The organism is Gilliamella sp. Gris1-4, from assembly GCF_001690335.1.
Lineage (GTDB): Bacteria > Pseudomonadota > Gammaproteobacteria > Enterobacterales > Orbaceae > Gilliamella > Gilliamella apicola_P.
Genome location: NZ_LZHA01000043.1, coordinates 31,125 through 52,081 on the forward strand (window position 1 = coordinate 31,125; position 20,957 = coordinate 52,081).

At 35.3% G+C, this 20,957-nt stretch carries 16 protein-coding genes; 2 read left to right on the forward strand and 14 right to left on the reverse strand.

Features of this window, described 5'->3' with window-relative positions; genetic code table 11:
* Window positions 1-6: 6 nt before the first annotated feature.
* Both waaA and orn read right to left on the reverse strand, forming a co-directional pair.
* Window positions 7-1,278: a lipid IV(A) 3-deoxy-D-manno-octulosonic acid transferase gene (gene waaA, locus A9G31_RS05800; RefSeq protein ID WP_065560851.1), complete on the reverse strand. Its 1,272-nt coding sequence runs from the start codon at window positions 1,276-1,278 to the stop codon at window positions 7-9.
* 5 nt (window positions 1,279-1,283) lie between these two features.
* Window positions 1,284-1,850: an oligoribonuclease gene (gene orn / locus A9G31_RS05805; protein ID WP_034911832.1), complete on the reverse strand. Its 567-nt coding sequence runs from the start codon at window positions 1,848-1,850 to the stop codon at window positions 1,284-1,286.
* A gap of 79 nt (window positions 1,851-1,929) precedes the next feature.
* Here orn and rsgA point away from each other — a divergent pair, with 79 nt between their 5' ends.
* The gene (gene rsgA / locus A9G31_RS05810; protein ID WP_065560852.1) at window positions 1,930-2,958 is read left to right on the forward strand and encodes a small ribosomal subunit biogenesis GTPase RsgA; all 1,029 of its coding nucleotides are present in this window, start codon (window positions 1,930-1,932) and stop codon (window positions 2,956-2,958) included.
* 138 nt (window positions 2,959-3,096) lie between these two features.
* Here the strand turns inward: rsgA and A9G31_RS05815 are convergent, their stop codons facing one another.
* Both A9G31_RS05815 and dauA read right to left on the reverse strand, forming a co-directional pair.
* On the reverse strand, window positions 3,097-3,639 hold the full coding sequence (locus tag A9G31_RS05815; protein ID WP_065560853.1) for an HdeD family acid-resistance protein: 543 nt from the start codon (window positions 3,637-3,639) through the stop codon (window positions 3,097-3,099).
* 195 nt (window positions 3,640-3,834) lie between these two features.
* On the reverse strand, window positions 3,835-5,508 hold the full coding sequence (gene dauA / locus A9G31_RS05820) for a C4-dicarboxylic acid transporter DauA (protein WP_065560854.1): 1,674 nt from the start codon (window positions 5,506-5,508) through the stop codon (window positions 3,835-3,837).
* A gap of 249 nt (window positions 5,509-5,757) precedes the next feature.
* Here dauA and A9G31_RS05825 point away from each other — a divergent pair, with 249 nt between their 5' ends.
* Window positions 5,758-7,107 (forward strand): histidine-type phosphatase, encoded by a 1,350-nt coding sequence (locus A9G31_RS05825; RefSeq protein WP_065560855.1) that lies wholly within the window; start codon window positions 5,758-5,760, stop codon window positions 7,105-7,107.
* A 67-nt stretch (window positions 7,108-7,174) separates the two neighbouring features.
* Here the strand turns inward: A9G31_RS05825 and A9G31_RS05830 are convergent, their stop codons facing one another.
* The 10 genes from A9G31_RS05830 to aroD all read right to left on the reverse strand — a co-directional run bounded on the left by A9G31_RS05830 (window position 7,175) and on the right by aroD (window position 20,941).
* Window positions 7,175-7,969 (reverse strand): ABC transporter ATP-binding protein, encoded by a 795-nt coding sequence (locus A9G31_RS05830; RefSeq protein ID WP_065560856.1) that lies wholly within the window; start codon window positions 7,967-7,969, stop codon window positions 7,175-7,177.
* A 2-nt stretch (window positions 7,970-7,971) separates the two neighbouring features.
* Window positions 7,972-8,916, reverse strand: coding sequence for an ABC transporter permease (locus tag A9G31_RS05835; protein WP_065560857.1), 945 nt, complete (start codon window positions 8,914-8,916; stop codon window positions 7,972-7,974).
* A 61-nt stretch (window positions 8,917-8,977) separates the two neighbouring features.
* Window positions 8,978-9,955: an ABC transporter substrate-binding protein gene (locus tag A9G31_RS05840; protein WP_065560858.1), complete on the reverse strand. Its 978-nt coding sequence runs from the start codon at window positions 9,953-9,955 to the stop codon at window positions 8,978-8,980.
* A gap of 258 nt (window positions 9,956-10,213) precedes the next feature.
* Window positions 10,214-11,173 carry an ABC transporter substrate-binding protein gene (locus A9G31_RS05845; RefSeq protein ID WP_065560859.1) on the reverse strand — a complete coding sequence of 320 codons (960 nt, stop codon included), beginning with the start codon at window positions 11,171-11,173 and terminating at the stop codon, window positions 10,214-10,216.
* Between the two features lie 199 nt (window positions 11,174-11,372).
* Window positions 11,373-12,281 carry a formate dehydrogenase accessory protein FdhE gene (gene fdhE / locus A9G31_RS05850; protein ID WP_065560860.1) on the reverse strand — a complete coding sequence of 303 codons (909 nt, stop codon included), beginning with the start codon at window positions 12,279-12,281 and terminating at the stop codon, window positions 11,373-11,375.
* A 116-nt stretch (window positions 12,282-12,397) separates the two neighbouring features.
* Window positions 12,398-13,090 carry a formate dehydrogenase subunit gamma gene (locus tag A9G31_RS05855; protein ID WP_065560861.1) on the reverse strand — a complete coding sequence of 231 codons (693 nt, stop codon included), beginning with the start codon at window positions 13,088-13,090 and terminating at the stop codon, window positions 12,398-12,400.
* Window positions 13,083-14,057 (reverse strand): formate dehydrogenase subunit beta, encoded by a 975-nt coding sequence (gene fdxH, locus A9G31_RS05860; RefSeq protein WP_065560862.1) that lies wholly within the window; start codon window positions 14,055-14,057, stop codon window positions 13,083-13,085. Before fdxH ends, A9G31_RS05855 begins: the two co-directional genes overlap by 8 nt.
* A gap of 16 nt (window positions 14,058-14,073) precedes the next feature.
* On the reverse strand, window positions 14,074-17,142 hold the full coding sequence (gene fdnG / locus A9G31_RS05865) for a formate dehydrogenase-N subunit alpha (RefSeq protein ID WP_081299362.1): 3,069 nt from the start codon (window positions 17,140-17,142) through the stop codon (window positions 14,074-14,076).
* 273 nt (window positions 17,143-17,415) lie between these two features.
* On the reverse strand, window positions 17,416-19,842 hold the full coding sequence (gene plsB, locus A9G31_RS05870; protein ID WP_065560863.1) for a glycerol-3-phosphate 1-O-acyltransferase PlsB: 2,427 nt from the start codon (window positions 19,840-19,842) through the stop codon (window positions 17,416-17,418).
* Window positions 19,843-20,176: 334 nt separating this feature from the next.
* A complete protein-coding gene (aroD, locus tag A9G31_RS05875) occupies window positions 20,177-20,941 on the reverse strand; it encodes a type I 3-dehydroquinate dehydratase (protein WP_065560864.1) in 765 nt (254 codons plus the stop codon).
* Window positions 20,942-20,957: the final 16 nt, after the last annotated feature.

Consider the following 20,957-nt stretch of genomic DNA (forward strand, 5'->3'; position numbering starts at 1 on the left):
TAATCCTTATTTTGAGCAAAGATAATAGTTGATAATGTTAAAAAGCCTATGTAGTGCGCCTTGATTTTGTTTTAATACTTGATACGCTTGTTCGCCAATTTGTTGACTACGCGTTTTATTTTCTAAAAGCCCATTAATCGCTGAATAAAGGGAATCGGCTGTGCTAGCACAAATGATCATGCCATCAGCTGAAATAAGTTGCTCACAAATCACTTTAAAATTGAAAAAATGTTCGCCACTAATGATTGGAATGTGGTGAAGTGCGGGTTCTAATGGATTATGCCCTCCATGTTTCACTAAACTGCCACCAACGAAGGCGATATCGGCAATACCATAAAGCTCTATTAATTCTCCCATCGTATCACCCAAAATGACTTGGGTTTGTTTAGCTGGAATTTGACCGCTACTGCGGTTTATATAATTTAATCCGCAATCATTAATTAATTTTTTGACGGTTTTAAAGCGTTCTGGGTGGCGGGGGACAATAATCAATAACAAATCAGGATATTTTTGTAATAACCGCTTAAAGGCAGATAAGATGATTTCATCTTCTCCATTATGTGTACTTGCGGCAATAAAGATAGGGCGATCTAATTGCCACTGCTGTTTTAGCGTTTTGATTTTTTGCTGTTGTTGATCTGTTAAATCAATATCAAATTTAATACTACCAGTTATTGTTAAGCGATCACGAGGTAAGCCCAGTGAAGTAAAACGTTCCCCATCTTGCTTATTTTGTGCGGCAATTGCACTAATTTTTGATAGTAAATTGCTAATGGATCGCCCTAGTTTACTGTATCGATTAGCTGAGCGTTCTGATAATCTGGCATTGGCAATAATTAGCTGAATATTTCGTTTATAACACTGACAGATAAAATTAGGCCAAAGCTCAGTTTCCATAATGATCACTAATTTGGGCTTAACCGTATTTAAAAAACGATTTATCGCGCAGGGCAAATCATAAGGTAAATATACATGGCTGACGCTATCACCAAGTAATGATTTAACTTGCTCTGAGCCTGTTGGCGTCATGGTGGTAACAGTGATAGGTAAACTAGGATACTGTTGTTTAAGTGCTTTGATTAGTGGGATGGCTGCTATCGTTTCACCCACCGATACGGCATGCACTAAAATACCGTTAGATTTAACTTTATTTTTGCAAAAACCATAGCGTTCAAGCCAACGCTTTCGATAAGCTGGTGCTTTACGACTACGCCAAAGCAGTCTTAGCCAAACCAGTGGTTGAATCAAATATAATAAAAAAGTATATAAAATTTGCATACTAATTATAAGTTGGTTAGATCAAAAAAGTGTTCACGATAATAAACAAGTTCAGCAATTGAGTCACGAATATCATCAAGAGCTTGATGAGAACTCTGTTTGCTAATCCCTTTTAGTATTTCAGGTTTCCAACGTTTAGCTAATTCTTTAATTGTGCTGACATCTAAATAGCGATAATGAAAATAACTTTCTAAATTAGGCATATAGTTAAATAAAAAACGACGATCTTGCCCAATAGTATTACCACAAATTGGAGAGCTGTTTTCTGGTACCCATTGTTTTAAAAATTCGATGGTTTGTTGCTCGGCCTGTTGTTCACTAATAGTACTTTTGCGAACACGCTCAATAAGTCCTGATTTGCCATGGGTGTTTTGGTTCCACTCATCCATTAATGCTAATTGCTCATCAGATTGATGAACTGCAATCACAGGTCCTTCAGCAAGAATATTTAAGTTAGAATCGGTAACAATGGTTGCGATCTCAATAATGCGATCAGTTATTGGATTGAGTCCAGTCATTTCAAGATCTATCCAAATAAGATTGTTACTATTAATTTGAGATTGTTTGTTCATAATTTGCTATAGAGATTTTCTTTTTGATACTGAGTAGTGTAGCATAACTGACAATCTGTTTTAGTAAAAAATGAGTACTATGGCAAAAAATAAACTATCCAATAATCAAAAAAGACGTGTAGCGGCAAAACATCAGCAACGATTAGCAATAAAGCAAGATGAGAGTCTAGCAAATTTTTCGTCACCTCGTGACGGTGTAGTAATAAGTCGTTTTGGTAAGTCTGCTGATGTTGAAGATAGTGCAGGTCTTATTTATCGTTGTAGTATTCGTCGCACGTTACCTTCGATAGTCACTGGTGATAAAGTAGTATGGCGCGAAAGTTTAGAGCCAAACACCAATGGTATTATTGAAGCGGTTCACCCGAGACATTCTCAACTTGTCCGGCCTGATTTTTATGATGGCGTTAAACCCGTTGCCGCAAATGTTGATCAAATCGTGATTATTTCGGCTGTCTTGCCAGAATTATCACTAAATATTATCGATCGTTATTTAGTTGCTTGTGAATGCACGGATATAAAGCCTATTATTGTTTTAAACAAAATTGATTTACTTAATGATGATCAACGCACTGAAGTTGAAAAAAAGTTGACGATTTATACTCATATCGGTTATCAAGTTTTGTATGTCTCATGTCAAAATCAACAAGGCATTGCTGTATTACAAGAAGTTTTGCAAGGTAAGATTTCCATTTTAGTTGGGCAGTCTGGTGTGGGAAAATCAAGTATTATTAATTTACTGTTACCTCATCAATCACAATCAGTTATGACTGGAGGTATTTCAGAAATATCCGGACTTGGTCAACATACAACTACTTCCTCTCGGCTTTACCACTTACCAAATGGTGGAGATATTATTGACTCACCAGGGATCCGCGAATTCGGTTTATGGCACTTAGAGCCTGAACAAGTGATTAGTGGTTTTAAAGAATTTGATAATTATTTAGGCGGTTGCCACTTTCGCGATTGTAATCATTTTGATACGCCAGGTTGTTTACTACAAAAAGCAGTACAAGACGGTAAAATTGCACCATCAAGGCTTGATAACTATCATCGAATTTTACAGACAATGCAAGAAGTTAAGGCAAAAACTAACAAAATCTATAAATAATCAGCTTAATTTATTTATAACAAAATTAACTTAAATAAGTTATATTTGTGTTCAAGTCATTACTTGCTGCTCACAATTAGTGGTAACCTTCTTGAAAGTCATTGCTAGATTGTGAGCAACGAATATGTTATTTAACATCTATTTTTTTAATGCAAAACCAATAGCTACATATGCCCAACCTTGGAAAATAAGGTCAATACCTAAAAACATACCTAATACCCAAAGACTATCATATGGCCAACCTGCAATAATCATAAATCCTAAAATTAATGTAATAATCCCTGAAGTTAAAACCCATCCCCAACGAGGTAAATTGCGGTTATTCATAGCCGCAAATATTTGTGTAAAGCCGCTCATAATTAGCAAGAATGAAATCACCAATGTTAAGGCTGATGAAACCGCAACAGGTTGGAAAAATGACATTAGACCAATAAAAATGTATAAAATTCCCATTACTGCCCATAATGCTGACTGACCAAAATCTTTAATACGAAATGAATGTAGCGCTTGGGCAATACCTGCAATTAAAATTAATGAACCAATAAAATAAACAGAAAAGACGGTTGCCATGAACTGATAACCTAATGCTAAGCCCCCCAATATAATTAAAATAACACCAACTAAAATAAACCAGCTTGATTTTTCTTTAAGATTATAGACTTTGTTTTCGTTAGATATCATGTTATTTACCTATTTTTATAAGTTAATTTTGGATTTCAAATTAAAACCACTTTTTAAGACTTATAGTTTGTCAATGGTGATTTAGTAAATGAAAAGAAAGGTAGTGAAGGTACAATTTATTGCACAGTAATTAGTTTCTGTTCAAACCGTTACTGTGCATATAAATTAGTTAATATAATAAATCTAATTTTAGAATTAATCTTTATCTTTCAGTGCTTCTTCTAGCGTTGAATAGAACATTAGTTTGTTAGAAATTGGAACAATTTTTGCGCGAGCTAATGTTTTTAATGGTTGAAACTGTAACTCACAAATTGATAGATCAACTTGTTCAGGTAGTTCATCAATAAAATGAATTAAAGCATTGAGCCCACCAGCATCAAGAATTGGTACCGCATCCCATTGTAGCACTATGTGTTCATATCCATTAATCTTTTGATAGATTTCTAAAAATGTACGTTCAGCGGCAGCAAAAAATAGTGGTCCGTTAATACGTAGTACTAAGGTTTTATCGTTACTGCGATTAAGTTCAACTAAGCGAGTCATACGAGCGATACGGCGCATAAATAGGATTGAAGCAAGTATAATCCCAAGTGTAATTGCAATCACCATATCAAATAGCACTGTTAACGACATGCAAATAAGCATAATCAAGATATCATCTTTAGGAGCACATTTGATAATATAAATGACGCGTTGAACTGCACTCATATTCCATGCCACGATAAGTAATAATGCCGCCATAGCAGAAAGTGGGATAAATGATAATGCTGGTGCGAAGCAAATAAGAGCAAGTAAAACAACTAAAGAATGCAAAACGGCTGCAATAGGCGAGGTTGCACCTGCTTTGACATTTGCCGCTGAACGTGCAATAGCCGCTGTTGCTGAAATGCCACCAAAAAATGGTGCAATAATATTACCTAAACCTTGGCCAATGAGTTCACTATTTGAGTGGTGTTTAGTGTGTGTCATTTCATCTAATACCACAGCACAGAGTAATGACTCAATTGCGCATAACATTGCCATGGTCAGTGAAATTGGTAGTAAGGCAGTAAATGTTGACCAATCCCAAGTAAAATCAGCGTGCTGCCAAGGTAAAATAAACTCTGGTAGAACAGAGGGTATGCCATGACCTATCGTATTCTCAGCTAGTGTATAGGTAAATCGTGAACCAATTGTTTCAATTTGATAGCCAAATTGATTAAAAATAAACATAACAGCAATACCAGCAATTAGAGCTGGTAGGTGTCCTGATATTTTAAGTCTAAGTTTTGGCCATACTATTAACACAATCAGTGTTACTACACCGACTAAAGTGTCAGCAATATTAATGGTTGGTAGTGTTTTAGCTAGTTCCGTAACTTTACCAATATAACTTTCTGGCATATGCTCAAGTGTTAAACCAAAAAAATCTTTAATTTGCATGGTTGCTATAGTTATGGCAATGCCCGATGTGAAACCTAATACAACGGGTAAAGGAATATATTCGATTAATCTACCTAATCGAATTAATCCCATTAATACAAGAAATATACCGGATAGCAATGTTGCAATTAGTAGTCCAGATAATCCGTATTGTAATGATACAGGGTATAAAATAACTACAAATGCTGCTGTAGGTCCAGAAACACTAAACCTTGACCCCCCCGTTAATGCAATGATAAAACCACCTATAATTGCTGTATATAAACCATGCTGTGGAGGTACACCACTAGCAATAGCTAGTGCCATTGCTAGTGGTATAGCAATAATCCCAACAGTTATGCCAGCTATTAAATCTTTAATAAAACGAGTTGTGTTGTAAGGGGTACTTATACATGCAGATATAAATGCACAGCTAATTTTTGTACCTGAAAGGCCATATAATTTCATTGTGTTTAATTAATTAAAAGGAAGTTGTATCGAGTGTCTAATAAGATAATCTTTTTTACGAAAAATGAAAGAGTGTTATGAAAATAATCATCTTTTTTGTGAAATAGTTTTATAGATATTGTTTTATTAACACTATCATTTTATAAGTACTGCTTATTTTGATTTTTATGCTAATCTACACTATAGATAGTGATGTTGAGGCCATTTTTAATGGTATATTAACGTTGTTTATTTCAAGGGGAAAAGCGAATGGTTATGGTTCGTTTTCGTAAGTGGTTTATTGTTTTTTTATGTGCGTTTTCTTCTGTAAGTCTTGCTCAACAAACTATGTGTGTGGGTTCTAAAACAGCCTATCAATATGATGCTGAACAAAAGATTACACCAGCGCCGACAGGGTATATGGCTTTTTACATTGATCATGTTGGACGACATGGCTCACGTTATATCAGTAAACCAAAATCTGAAGATATTGCTTATCAAATTTTGTTAATGGCTGAAAAGCAAAATCAATTGACTAGCTTAGGAAAAGATTTATTTAGGCAGATAATTCGTATTGCTGAGTTAAATAAAAATCATTACGGCGAGCTTACTGATTTTGGTCGTAAAGATATTGCTTTTATTAGTCAGCGTATGCAGAAGAATAATCCAACTGTTTTTAAAGGAAATAAAATTGATGTTGTTTCATCTCGAACCCCTAGAGCCAAAGAAACCGCAGAAATATTCATTAGTTCTTTCAAATCTAAATATCCTGATATCCATGTTACACAGCAGCCCGAAGATCAACAAACGTTATTGCGCTTTTTTGATTATTCATCAGTTTATAATGAATATAAACACAGTAAAGTAGTGAAAGATTCGGTGAAATTGATAGAAAATGCGCCTAAAACACAGCAAATAAGCGAACAGGTAGTAAAAAAGATTTTTGCTGATGATTTTATCCAAAAGCTAGATAAGGGCATTGAGGTTGTCGATAAATCATTAGTAAAAACACGGGATTTTGTGATTTCGGTTTATCAATTGTATCAAGAGCTACAAGCATTTTCGCCGCAAGTATTAAAGGATAATTATTTTGACCTTGATCCGTATTTTTCGGTTGATGAAAATACTTGGCTTAATACCGTAGTTACGGCTAAAAACTATCTGGAAATTGGTCCTGCTTTTGATGCCAATGGTATCCAAATAAAAATTGCCGCTCCATTGTTGTGGGATATGTTAAACACTGCCGATATTGCAATAGCGAATAATAATATTGATGCCAATTTGCGTTTTGCCCATGCTGAAACCATTTCGCCTTTAGCCACTTTACTTGAAATTGAAGGTACATCCTCTATTGCTGAGTCTATTTTTGATTATTATGCTGTTTGGCAAGCGGATAAAATTATTCCTATGGGAGCTAATATTCAATGGATTTTTTATAAAAGCGAGAAAGAAAATCAGCCTGTATTAGTTAAAGTATTATTAAACGAGCGTGAAGTGCATTTACCTATAAAATCAGTGCAATATCCTTATTATCGTTGGAGTGATATAAAGCAATTTTATACAGATAAGCTTAATAAATTAGGTTTAAGTTATATCCCGTCACTAGCAACAGCAAATTAAGTGGTAATGGAGTTAATTGCTATAGATAAAAAGCAATATTTCTATCAGAAATATTGCTTTTTGATGATTAACCTAAAAGCAAAGCATCATCGGTAACTTTTTCACCACGTGTTTTTTCAAACATATCTAATAAATCCGTTACAGTTAATTTAGCTCGTTGTTCTCCAGATACATCAAGCACAACTTGTCCTTGATGAAGCATTACCGTTCGGGTGCCATATTCTAATGCTTGTTTCATAGAGTGAGTCACCATCATTGTTGTTAATTGGTTTTTTGAAACAATTTCATTGGTTAGCTCTAAAACAAATTGTGCAGTTTTAGGATCAAGCGCTGCGGTATGTTCATCAAGCAATAATATTTTAGATGGCTGTAAAGTTGACATCAACAAACTAATAGCTTGCCTTTGACCTCCAGAGAGTAATCCCATCATATCCGATAATCGATTTTCAAGACCTAAATTTAAAGTAGCAAGTTTTTCTTTAAATATTGATCTGATATTGCGATTAAGAGCTGAAGATAAGGTAAAACGATATCCTCGGTTATAAGCGATAGCGAGATTTTCTTCAATAGTTAAGTTTTCACATGTGCCAACCATGGGGTCTTGAAATACGCGAGCAACCATACCAGCTCGTTTCCATGCTGTCCAGCGAGTGACATTTTTACCATTAATAGCAATTTTTCCTGAATCAGGAAGTAAATCACCACTAATCACATTCAATAAAGAACTTTTACCTGCTCCGTTACTACCAATTATGGTAACGAATTCACCTTCTCTAATATTCAGGTTTAGTCCTCGTAATACATGATTTTCAATTGGTGTACCCTGATTAAAAGTCAATTGTAATTGTTCAACTTTAATCATGCTTACTTACCTCTTATTTTTGCGTGTTTTTTTAATTGCTTAGGCACAACAAGAGCCAGCACAACGAGTATCGCTGTAATTAGATTTAAATCTTCTGTTCCAACCCCGATCTCTTGTAAAAACTCATTACTAAGTGCAAATGCAATAAATAAACGATATAAAATAGAACCAACAATAACTGCTAGCATCACAGCCCAAATTCGTTTAGCGGGGAATAAGCTTTCGCCAATAATAATTGATGCAAGACCGATTACAATTGTACCAACACCAATGGTGATATCAGCTCCACCTTGTGTTTGTACAAATAATGAACCTCCGAGAGCAATTAAACCATTTGATATAGCCATACCAAGTATTGTGACTCTTCCAGTCGGAATGCCTTGCGATTTTGCCATTCGTTGGTTGGTGCCAGTTGCTCTTAAGGCCAATCCCATTTGGGTATTTAAAAACGCATTGAGTAAAGCCCAAAACACAATGACAAATCCTAAAGCCATAAGAGGTTGTACAATATATTGGTTGCTGTAATCTTCAGCAATAAATGGTGAAAATATAGTTTTGGCATCAAGTAAAGAAAGATTAGGGGATCCTGCCATTCTTGATGTTTCATCCATAATATACGGACCAACACCTAATATTCTTAAATTGATAGAGTAGAGTCCTATCATGACAATAATACTTGATAATAATTGAAGAATATTGAGTTTAACATACAGTATTCCTGTCATTGCTCCAGCAAGACAGCCAGCAAACATACCTAATAACGTTGCAATCCATGGATCGATACCGATATAAATGCATAATCCACATATCGCTCCACCAAGAGGAAAACTTGCATCAGCAGTAAGATCTGGGAAATCAAGTAAACGAAACGAAATAAATACACCCAAACTCACCAACGCATAAATAAGCCCAATTCCAATTGAGCCTAATAAAAATTCAGAAGACATGAAAAAAATCCATAAAAGTTAACCGCCAAAGTTGGCGGCTTAGTTATAAAAAAAGTAAAAATTATTTTTCAACAATTTTGGTAGCTGATTTTAATACATTTTCAGATAATATAACACCTTGGCGTTCAGCCGCTTTTTTATTAATTGTTAATTGAGTAACATTACCCACTTGTGGTGGAATATCACCAGGATTTTCGCCGTTAAGTATACGGATAACAATTTTACCAGCTTGACGACCAAGATCATAATAACTCATGCCTAAAGCGGCAATAGCACCACGTTCTGCCGATTCTGGGTTGGATGCAATAAGAGGAATTTTACTTTCATTAGCCACTTTTGCTAAAGCTTCATAAGCAGAAACCACATTATTATCGGTAGTAGTATAAATCATATCTACCTTACCTTTTAAACTTCTAGCCGCGGTAGATATATCAGAAGTACGTTGTGCAGGAGCGGCAATAATTTTCATACCCCGTTTTTCTAGCTCATTTTGTAATTGTTTTAGTATGATTGTTGAGTTAACTTCGCTAGGGCTATAAACATAACCAATGTTTTTAGCCTCAGGTTTTATTTTTAGCATCATATCGATTTGAGAATCTAGTGATAAGGCGTCAGATACACCTGTTACATTTGTTTTTGATGCATCCCAACCTGGGGTTAATTTAGCTGCTACGGGATCGGTAACGGCAGTGAAAACAATAGGAATAAGTTTTGTTGTAGCAACTAATGCTTGCGAACTTGGTGTGGCAATTCCTACAATAACATCTGGTTTATTTGCTACAAATTGTTTAGCAATTTGGGCTGCATTTGCACTACTACCTTGTGCGCTTAAAAATTGTAACTTTAAATTTTTTCCAGCAATATAACCACTATCTTTTAACTCATCCTCAACACCTTTACGCACATTATCTAATGCTGGGTGTTCAACAATTGCTGTAATGGCAACAAATTTTTGTTCGGTTTTAGACTCAGCGAAAGAATAAAATGTTGCTAACGATAAACTAAGTAACATACAAAGTTTAATGATAGAATTACGCATAGAGCACTCCTGTAATTTTTTTTTTACAATCAAGCTAAATATTGAGTTACTATAAAGCAAAAAAAGATAATTTTCTAGTATAAAAACAGTTATAAGTGTAAATTTTTTATTACACCTTATCGGTGATTTGATGTTAACTTGGTAAACTTGATTAATTGATGTTAATCCAGTTATTGGATTACTGTAGGTTATATTTTTTGCTCACCTAACTACTAAGTGAGCAAAATTGTTAATTAATTTTAGTGAAGTAGGGCTTAATTATTTTCCTATGATTTTGTCTGCAGATTGAATTACCTCAGGAGGCAAAGCAACCCCTTGTTTTTTAGCTGCATCACTATTAACAACAAGGCGTAATGCTTGCCCTATTTCTGGAGTTATACTTCCTGGTTTTTCACCTTTTAATATGCGCACAACAAGCTTACCTGATTGGCGTCCTACATCATAGTAGCTCATGCCGTATGCAGCAACGGCTCCTCGTTCAATCGCATCAGGGAACGATGCTAAAAGAGGAATTTTATTTTCATTTGCAAATTTGACTAATGACTCATAGGCTGAAACAACATTGTTATCGGTTGTCGTGTAAATTAAGTCTACTTTACCTTTTAATGTATTGGCAGCAGTTGAAATATCAGCAGTTCGTTGAGCAGGTACCGCAATAAAATTAATATTTTGTTGAGATAAAAGATTTTGTAGATTTTTTAATACCACGGTTGAATTAATTTCACTTGGACTATAAATATATCCTACTGATTTAACATTAGGTACAATTTTTTTCATAAATTCGATTTGTGGACCAATTTCTTGATAATCTGATACACCAGTAATGTTTGTGCCAGCAGGTTGCCAATCTTTAATTAATTTAGCGGCGATAGGATCGGTAATTCCAGCAAATACAATAGGAATTTGTTTGGTCGCTGCAGCTGTTGCCTGTGCACTTGGTGTCGCAATTGCCACAATAACATCAGGTTTTGCTGCTACAAATTGCCTTGCAATTTGAGCTGCAGTAGCACTACTTCCTTGTGCACTTTTGTATTGGACAGTTAAATTTTTGTTTAACGTATAGCCGCTGTCTGCTAATTCATCTTTAATACCATCGCGGATTTGATCTAATGAAGGATGTTCAACAATTGCCGTAATGGCCACATTTTTAATTGTATCTGCAAAACTTAAAAAAGGTGTAAGCAATAATATTGTTACTAATAAAATAAAACGTTTCATGAATTAAACTCGCAAACTAGTACAATAGTTTGATTCTAGCTTTATTAATCAAAAATGTGAAGCTGTATTTTATTTATTTGATGATCATGTTACAAAATAATCGTTATTGTAAAATAGTTAAATAATTAATGAGCTTTGAATGAATTATTTCATATTCGATATAATGCCTATAAAACTATATTATCAGTATCTTTGTTTTTTACTGAGCAAATATAAAAGGATTTATCCCACTTTTAGCAAACCCTTCTTCTTCGGTTTTGATATCTAATATCAGCGAAGCAATATCATCCGCGATGACTTCAATATGAGGATCTTTATCTTGATCAAATATTTTTAAATAGCTATGGCAAGCATCACAACACTCGGTTTTAATTGCAGCGAGTTCTTTTTCTAAGGAGAGGTATTGTATGTCCTTCATATTATCGCAACAGGTACATTTAATTCTAGGTACATACCATTCACTTTCACATAAACTACAATGTAAATAGCGTAATCCGTTGTTACCGCCTAATTGAATAATACTAGCAGTAGGCATACTATTACAAACTGGACATAACCAGAGTTTATCTGTATTTTCTGCGATAGCTTTACTTTTAATTTGACTAGCCAGTTGGCAATAATAAACAGATAATGATGACCAAATAAATATTGCTTCATTACCATCAACTTTATCAAAGTCTCCTTTAAGCAAATGTAATGCTTTATTTTGTAATTCTAAAGCGCCATTTTTTTTAAGCTGTTCAATGACTATAGCGATTTGCTGCGTGGTATCAGAAAATGAGTCGAGTAATGAAGTAAAGTAATCTTGCCAAGTATCTTTAAGAGGTAAATTATCTAAACTAAGTGGAGGATATTCGCTATTTAATAAACACGATACATCAATATCTATAGGCTTATGTTTAACTAAATTGGCTTGTTGTTCAGCTATAATTGCACAAAAATTCAAATAATCACTAATTGGATTATTGTTTGCAAGAGTTTTTAAACGTTCTGCTCGATGAGTATAAAGTGTTTTAGGTGATGGATAAAATAGTAACGGGATTTGTCTAATAACTGAGTTTATGGCTTGTTGTTCAAGTTGTTCTTGGGGGATAATTTTTATACTCATTATAAATGCTCATTAATTGTGATTTTATTCATCACTGCTTTTTATTTTTACTATTAAAATGTCACCGCTGATAGTTACTATCAGCGGAAAATACCATTATAGATGCAGGCAAGTTACTATGCTGGTTTATGCTTAATATCTGTAGATTCTTCTTCAGATTTAGCCTTTAACTTTAGTTCATTTTGATAGATCTTTTCCATTTCTTCTTCATACCAAGTTGAATGATTTTTTTGTGCCCAAGCACGCGAAACATAGCCAGTTATCATCCCTTTAATGGAACCTTTAACCCAAATTGCCATATAAGCATGACCAATTGCAAGCAGAATTAAGCCAATTGCAGCAAGAGAATGAAGAAATATCGCAATACGGACAACTAGAACAGAAAAATTATCCGCAAAATAACGGCGCCACATGATGAGACCTGTAACAAATAAAACTAAAATTAACCCCATAATGCACCAAAATAAAAACTTTTGTCCTACATTATATTTGCCTATTGGAATGCCTCTTTCTTTGCCCAAAATGACATGTTTAAAGTTTTTAATCCATAAAAGATCATTTTTATTTGGAATATTATGGTGAGCGAGTTTTATAAACATAAACATGAGTAAAACAAAAACAATGCACCCTAAAAATGGATGCAATGCTCTTACTAATTGTGGCGTACCAAGAAATAATCCAAACAGTTTTATAGATGGAAAAAATAAAGATAAGCCAGATAGTGCAGTCAAGATAAACAGACAGACCATACACCAATGACAGAAGCGAACAATAAGTGGTGTTCTTAATATCATGCTTTTCTTATCCATGATGATTCTCCTGTTGTGATGAATTAGAGTCAATTTTCTGTTCTAAAACAGGCAAACCTAAACGCTTTCGAGCTTGTTTATCTGCTTCTTTTTCTTCTTCAATGTCTTCTTCATCAACTTCAATTGCACCAACACCCATGTAATGGAACAGCAAACCGCCAAAAGTTGCCACAAATGCAGCTGCAGATAACGGTTTCCAAATACCCTTCCAAAATCTAACAATTTCACTAATTTTAGGGTTTTTTGGTAAGCCGTGATACAATTCTGGCTGATCTGCATGATGAAGAACATACATAACATGTGTTCCCCCGACTCCTTGCGGGTCATAAAGACCAGCATGTTCAAAACCACGTTTTTTCAAATCTACAATTCTGTGTTTAGCATGGCGAATCATATCTTGTTTAGTACCAAAGTGTATAGCGCCAGTAGGACAAGTTTTAACGCAGGCGGGTTCTTGACCCACAGCAACGCGATCGACACATAATGTACATTTATAGGAGTGATTATCTTCTTTACTAATTCGTGGAATATTGAACGGACAACCTGCTACACAGTAGCCACAACCAATACAGTGTTCCGATTGAAAATCAACAATACCATTAGCATATTGAATGATAGCACCTTCTGATGGGCATGCTTTCAAACAACCAGGATCAGAACAGTGCATACAGCCATCTTTACGAATTAACCATTCAAATTTTTCATTTATCTCGACTTCTGAATACCGCATTACAGTCCATGCTTTTGGCTCTAAATCGGCAGGATTATCATAAACACCAACAGTATTGCCAACTTCAGCTCGAAGGTCATTCCATTCGCTACAAGCAACCTGACATGCTTTACAACCTATACAGGTGGTTACATCAATAAGTTTTGCAACTTCTTGTTGATAGTCCCTAGCTCGTGGCGCTGGAGTTAAAGAATTGGTTGCTGAGCGGCGTATAATATCTTGAGTTTGTAATGACATAATTTATCCTCCCATCTTATGCCGCTGTAGTAACTTTTTCGATATTGACTAAGAATGATTTATATTCTGGTGTTTGTGAATTTGCATCACCTAAATGTGGCGTCAATTCATTAACCAAAAAACCTTTCTTTGTCTGACCTGTGAATCCCCATACTATTGGGATTCCAATAGTTTCGATCTCTTTACCATCAACTGTTAAAGTTGGAAGACGTTTAGTCACAACTGCTTTAGCTTTAATATAACCTCGATGTGAAGTGATTTTAACCGTATCACCTAATTTGATTCCTTTTTTGAGGGCAAGATTTTCACTTAACTCAACAAATTGCTCAGGTTGAGTAATTGAAGCTAGCCTTGCATGTTGCGTCCAAAAATGGAAATGTTCAGTGATACTATAAGTGGTACCAACATAAGGAAATTCGCTAGCATTCCCTAAGCGAGCCAAATCTTCTTTAAATGCGCGAGCTACAGGGCTGCTGACTTGATTTGGATGCAATGGATTATTACTAATAGGTGTTTCAAACGGTTCATAGTGCTCTGGGAATGGCCCATCGACTAACCGATTTAAACAAAATAACCCACCTAAACCATCATTATTCATGATAAAAGCACCTGCCCCACTACTTGGTGGTAATGTTGCTGTAAAATCAGGTACATCATTGCCTACCCAACTTGAGCCATTCCATTTTACTAAAACTCGTTTAGGATCCCATGGTTTACCATTTTCATCTGTTGAAGCTCGGTTATAAAGTACTCGTCGATTCATCGGCCACGACCATGCCCAACCAGCATGAACACCTTTACCAGATGGATCGCTTGGATCACGCCTTGCCATTTGGTTACCTTGTTCTGTCCAACAACCACAGAATATCCAAATACCCGATGAGGTTGTACCATCTGCTTTTAATTGTGAAAAACCACTTAGTAATTGACCTTTTTTAAGAATAACATTGCCATTTTCGTCGGTTATATCAGCAAGTGCTCGTCCATTATAATCTTTGGCTAATTCCTCAGCCGCTGGGCCTTCTGGCTCCTTATAATCCCAAACTAAGTTTTCAATTGGCTCGTAATAAGCACCACCTTCTTCAGCATACAGCTCTTTTATTCTCAAAAAGATACGCGCAATAATTTCAGGATCATATAAAGCTTCATAAGGCGGTCTTGCTGCTGCCCAGTGCCATTGTAGCCAGCGAGATGAGTTAACTATTGTACCGTTTTCTTCTGCAAAACAGTTTGATGGCAATCTAAAGACTTCGGTTTGAATTTTGCTAGAATCTACATCATTAGATTCGCCATGGTTTTTCCAAAACTCAGCTGTTTCTGTTGGCATTGGATCAATGCTCACCAAGAATTTTAAGTTAGACAAACCTTCGCGAATACTATTTTTATCGGGAAGTGCAGCAAGTGGGTTAAAGCCCTGACAAATAAAGCCATTGGCTTGACCATCACGCATCATTTTGCTAAATCTTAAAACATCGTAGGTTTTATCCCATTTAGGTAACCAATCAAATCCCCAATCGTTATCTTTAGTCGATTTATCACCGTACATTGATTTCATAAAGCTGACAAAGAATTTTGGATAATTCCCCCAAAAATTCACTTCGCTTGGACCAAGTGGTTTTGGTGTTTTTTCATCTAGGTACTGAGTAAGTGAAACTTGAGAATCTTTTGGTAAATCAAGATAAGCAGGCAGACGATTTGATAATAAACCAACATCAGTTAAGCCTTGAATATTTGAATGTCCACGTAGTGCGTTAATACCTCCGCCCATTACGCCAATATTGCCTAAAATAAGCTGAATCATGGCAGCAGTACGGATAATTTGTGATCCATAAGTATGCTGAGTCCAACCTAATGCATATAAAAATGTGGCTGCTCTATTGTTAGCTTTAGTGCTAGCAAGTGAGCGGCAAACATGCAAAAAACCTTCAATAGGACTTCCCGTTATTTTATTTACCATTTCGGGTGTATAACGTTTGACATGCTGTTTTAATAGATTCCATACACAACGGGGATGACTTAACGTTTTATCCCGAAGAGCATACCCGTTGTCATCCTTTTGATATGCCCAACTTGTCAGATCATACTGTTTGGTATCAGCTTCATAACCACTAAATAGCCCTGTAGCTTCATCAAAATTAAAATCATCACGAACAATTAGGCTTGCATTACTATGAGTAACTAAGTAGTCAAAATTAACTTCGTTATTGCTAATAAGATAATTGATAATACCAAGTAGAAAAGCAATATCAGAACCTGAGCGAATAGGTACATACAAATCAGCCACTGAGGCTGTTCGATGAAAACGAGGGTCAATGGCAATTAGTTCAGCACCATTATTAATTTTTGCTTCTATAGCCCATTTAAAACCAACCGGATGAGCTTCAGCTGCATTTCCCCCCATTACGATAACAACATTAGCATTTTTGATATCATTCCAGTTGTTAGTCATGGCGCCGCGACCAAAAGTAGCCGCTAAGCTAGATACAGAAGGACCATGACAAACTCTAGCTTGGGTTTCAAGGCTTAACATACCTAATGCGCGAGCAACTTTGAACGCTAACCAACCTGTTTCATTACTAGCTGCTGAGGTAACAAGCCAGCCTGTTGTTGTCCAGCGATTGACTGTTGTGCCTTCCGCATTTTTTTCAACAAAATTTTTATCTCGATCAGCTTTCATTAAACGAGCAATACGATCAATGGCTTCATCCCAACTTATTTGTTGCCATTTATCTGAACCAGGGGCACGATATTCAGGATATTTAACTCGTTGTTCACTTTTTACATAATCCAGAACACCTGCACCTTTAGGGCAAAGAGAGCCTCGACTAACAGGATGATCGGGATCTCCTTCTACATGGAAAATAGACGATTCGGCATTTTTAGCCCCATCGCCACGGCTATATAGCAACATACCACAGCCAACAGAGCAGTAAGTACAATTATTTCGAGTTTCTTTTGATTTCAATAATTTATATTGGCGAGTTTGAGCAAGCGCTACATTTGGAGAAAAACCAAGCGTAGCTACCGTTGTTCCAGCCATACCACCAGCACAGATCTTAAAGAACTGCCTACGGTTAAATAGCATATGGACTCCTTAGAAAGCTGACATTACGTTTTAATTTATTATATTGGAAGCATTTACATCCTTACTAATTGTAATGATAATCTTTAATTAAATGAAAATAAAGGGAAAACAGAGGAAGAATAATGAAAATTTGATATGTGTCAAATTTTAGCCAAAATGATTGTTTTTAAAACAGTTTATTTTTATTTTGTATCTATATTATAGAACTCATTTATAAACATAAGCTTGCTCATTTCAATAATTGAGCAAGCTGAACTAAATAGTTTTGTTATTTTATTGTTTGGTTAAAGGATTAATTTCGTCAATGGTCTGCATAACCCTTGTGGTAATAAGTGGTTTAAGGATTTCGTTCATTTTTTCGATTTTTGGGATGTTTTCGTCACCGTGATCATCTAGATAGCCTTGTTCACGTAACGATGCAACGAGTGTAGAAAATACGCCTTTGTCAAAGAACTCGGGGGCATTGATGCCGTGTAAAATAGATAATCGTTCGGCTATTAATTGGCCTTCTTTTTCTAGTTTTGCACGGCTAATAGTTGGATCTTTTTGCAATAAAGAAAACGCAATAGCATAACGTTGTAAAGTATCTTTAGAAGATGAAGCAATTAATTGTAATCCCGAAATTTTTAAAGAATTTACTGTCAATTTATCTGTCGAGTCGCTAATTAAATTCAATTTGGCATAAGTTGCTATGATTTGTTGTACATATACAGTTAGCTGTTCATCATTATGATAAAGGAATAGTTCTGATTTTATTAAAGGGAAAAACCGTCTTACTTGTTCTAATATTTCGCCAGATGATATTTGGTTATATTTGAGCACAATTCTAGCTACGATTGCAGGAATAATCAGTAAATGCTGAATATTATTTCGGTAATAGGTCATTAATACTGCTTGTTCAGTTGTAAGTCCAACCATTTCACCAACTTCATCGGTAGTAATAATGAATTTACCCATTTGTTTGGCGTGTTCAAATAATTCTTCAGGTGTTTGATCTGGAATAGTTATCAAATCTGAATAAGGAATATTTTTTAATAATTTTAAAAAATAATCGATATGTTCCAGTAACCTTACTTTGGTTAGTGCGCGTTGGTCTGCGGCCAATAATATTGAACAGCATAAGTTCATCGCATTAATTGCAGCTGAAGAGTTAATATGCTCCATAATTTGTTTAGCAAGTAAATTGGTTGTTGGTGTTAACCAACTAGGGCGCTGTGTACCAGTTGGTTCTATTTCATTTCGCCAATCAGGAACTTGTTGGTTTAAAAATTGATTCAAAGGTATAGGTTGGCCAAAATTAACATAGCCAAACCCTAATTTTTTTAATTTGAAAAATGCTTTAATTGTGCGTCCTAAACTCTCTTTTTCTTTTTTTGCACCACGGAGTTCATTGGCATAAGTTGCAACTTCTAAAACATGTTCATAACCAATATAAACAGGAACAACAGTAATTGGGCGTGCATCACCACGCAATAATGTTTGGATTGTCATCATCAACATGCCTGTTTTAGGATCGAGTAACCGGCCTGTGCGTGAGCGTCCACCTTCAATAAAATACTCAACAGAATAACCACGGATAAATAGTTCAGCCAAATATTCACGAAAAACGGCAGTATAGAGCTTATTTCCTCTAAATGAGCGGCGAATAAAAAATGCACCTAATCGCCTAAAAATAGGACCTGCTGGCCAAAAGTTTAAATTAATGCCAGCAGCAATATGAGGAGGAACTAAACCTTGTCGATAAAGCACATAGGATAATAAAAGGTAATCCATATGACTACGATGACAAGGAGCATACACAATTTCGTGTCCGTTTTGCGCAAGCTCACGAACTGGATCTGCGTTTGTCACTTTAAGACCTTGATAGAGCCTATTCCATGCCCAAGTGAGAACAAAATCAGTTATTCTTAACATACGATAAGAAAAATTTGCGGCAATTTCGTTTAGCATTGCTAAAGCATTTTTTTTCGCTTTATCAATATCAATATTTTTGCTTTTAGCCTCTTCTTGTATTGCTTCTGACAGTCCAGGATTATTTAATAATTTATTAAGCATTTCTTGGCGAATGGGCAGTTTGGGGCCGACAGAAGCTATCCTTTGCTTTGCAAAATGAATACGCGCAACGCGAGCCAATTTATGTGCTAACACTGAAAGATCTTGTTTATCGACATGAATATCTTTAAACGAAACAGTACGAGAAAAGCGTGTATAACAGTCTCTGCCTGATGTCATTATTTTTAATAATTTACTGGGTGCACCAAGTACTTGCAGTGAAAGTTTTTTTTCTCCTTCTTTATCAGGGCGGCGACCAAACATGACCGAAATAGGTAGCATCTGAATATCAAGATCATGATTTTGTTGATGTGCAGAAATATAATCCCTTAAAATTTCAATCGCTTTACTTTTTTGTTGATTGGATGCAAAAATACCAGGTCCTTTATCAATATAGATATAAGCTGGAATAACTTTACCATTAATATCTATGCCAACTAATGGATCAGGTAAACTATATTGCAAACAAAGAGATCGAACCACCATCAAATCGATTTGAGAGTTATAAGGAAGTACGTATAAAATTGGCTTGTTGGTATCGAGGTCTAATTCTGTTATTGGATCGGTAGGAATTGGCTTGCTTTTAACAAAAAGCTTCACCAAAATTTGGATTAGAAAAAAATAAACTTTAGTCCACCAAGAAAACATAAAAAAATAAACCTCATACGTTTTTATTAATTATCCATTTAACTAACTTAGACTCTGCACTTTCTAACCAAACTGAGAAATAAATGTTTAGATTAAAAATTTAAAGCAGTTTTGTTTTTAGTCTGCAAAAGCATTTAATAGTTAATGCAGTATATACTTCTTACTGCTTATCTGTTAGTAAATTTGCACAATCTTTAGTCCATGTAATTAGCTGATAAAAACAACTTATATAACAATATCCAAGTCTAATATAAAGGTTTATTGATATCAACTAAATGGATCTCTCTGTTTTTTCTTCTTTAGCTAATTGATTAATAAAATAGTTTCAGTTGAATTAACTACGACTTTGGTATAATGCATCTAAAATATATCGTAATTGTTTAACATCTAATTGACCTGGTGCCGATGGATTTTTAGCCGCTCCAAAAGTCATTGCTGAACCAAATGTCGAACCAGCAATACGACTAACAGTTCCAAGTCCAGCCATTGACATGGTAATAATCGGCGTAGTTGAGTGTTTTTTGTCCATTTCTGTGGTGGCAGCCAACAAAGTTAATACATCATCCTCGGTGTTGGGCATAACAGCAATTTTGGGAATGTCTGCGCCAAGTTCTTGCATTTTTTTTAGTCGATAGACAATATCGCTCTTAGATGGCGTTTTTTCAAAATCATGATTTGATACCACAACAAATACCTGATGTTTGTGTGCGACATCGATAATATCTTTTACATAGTCATCACCAATAAACATCTCAACATCAATCAGATCGATAAGCCCACTACAAGCCATTTCTTTATTCAATTGGACATAAGATGTTAATGGCCATGGCTTAGCTCCACCTTCGTTTGCGGTTCTAAAAGTGAATAAAATAGGTTTATTTGGTAGTAAATCTGCTATTTTTTTAGCGACTAACTTTACAGTATTAAGATTATCAACATGGATAAAGTGATCAACACGCCACTCTAAAACGTCAAAATCAATTGATTGTAAAAACTGTACTTCACCAATTAATTCTGCTTCAGTTTTACCGATAATTGGCACAATAATTTTGGGTGCGCCTGAACCGATTTCAAGTTTTTTGATGGTAAGTGTTTTCATTTTGTATCCTGTTAGC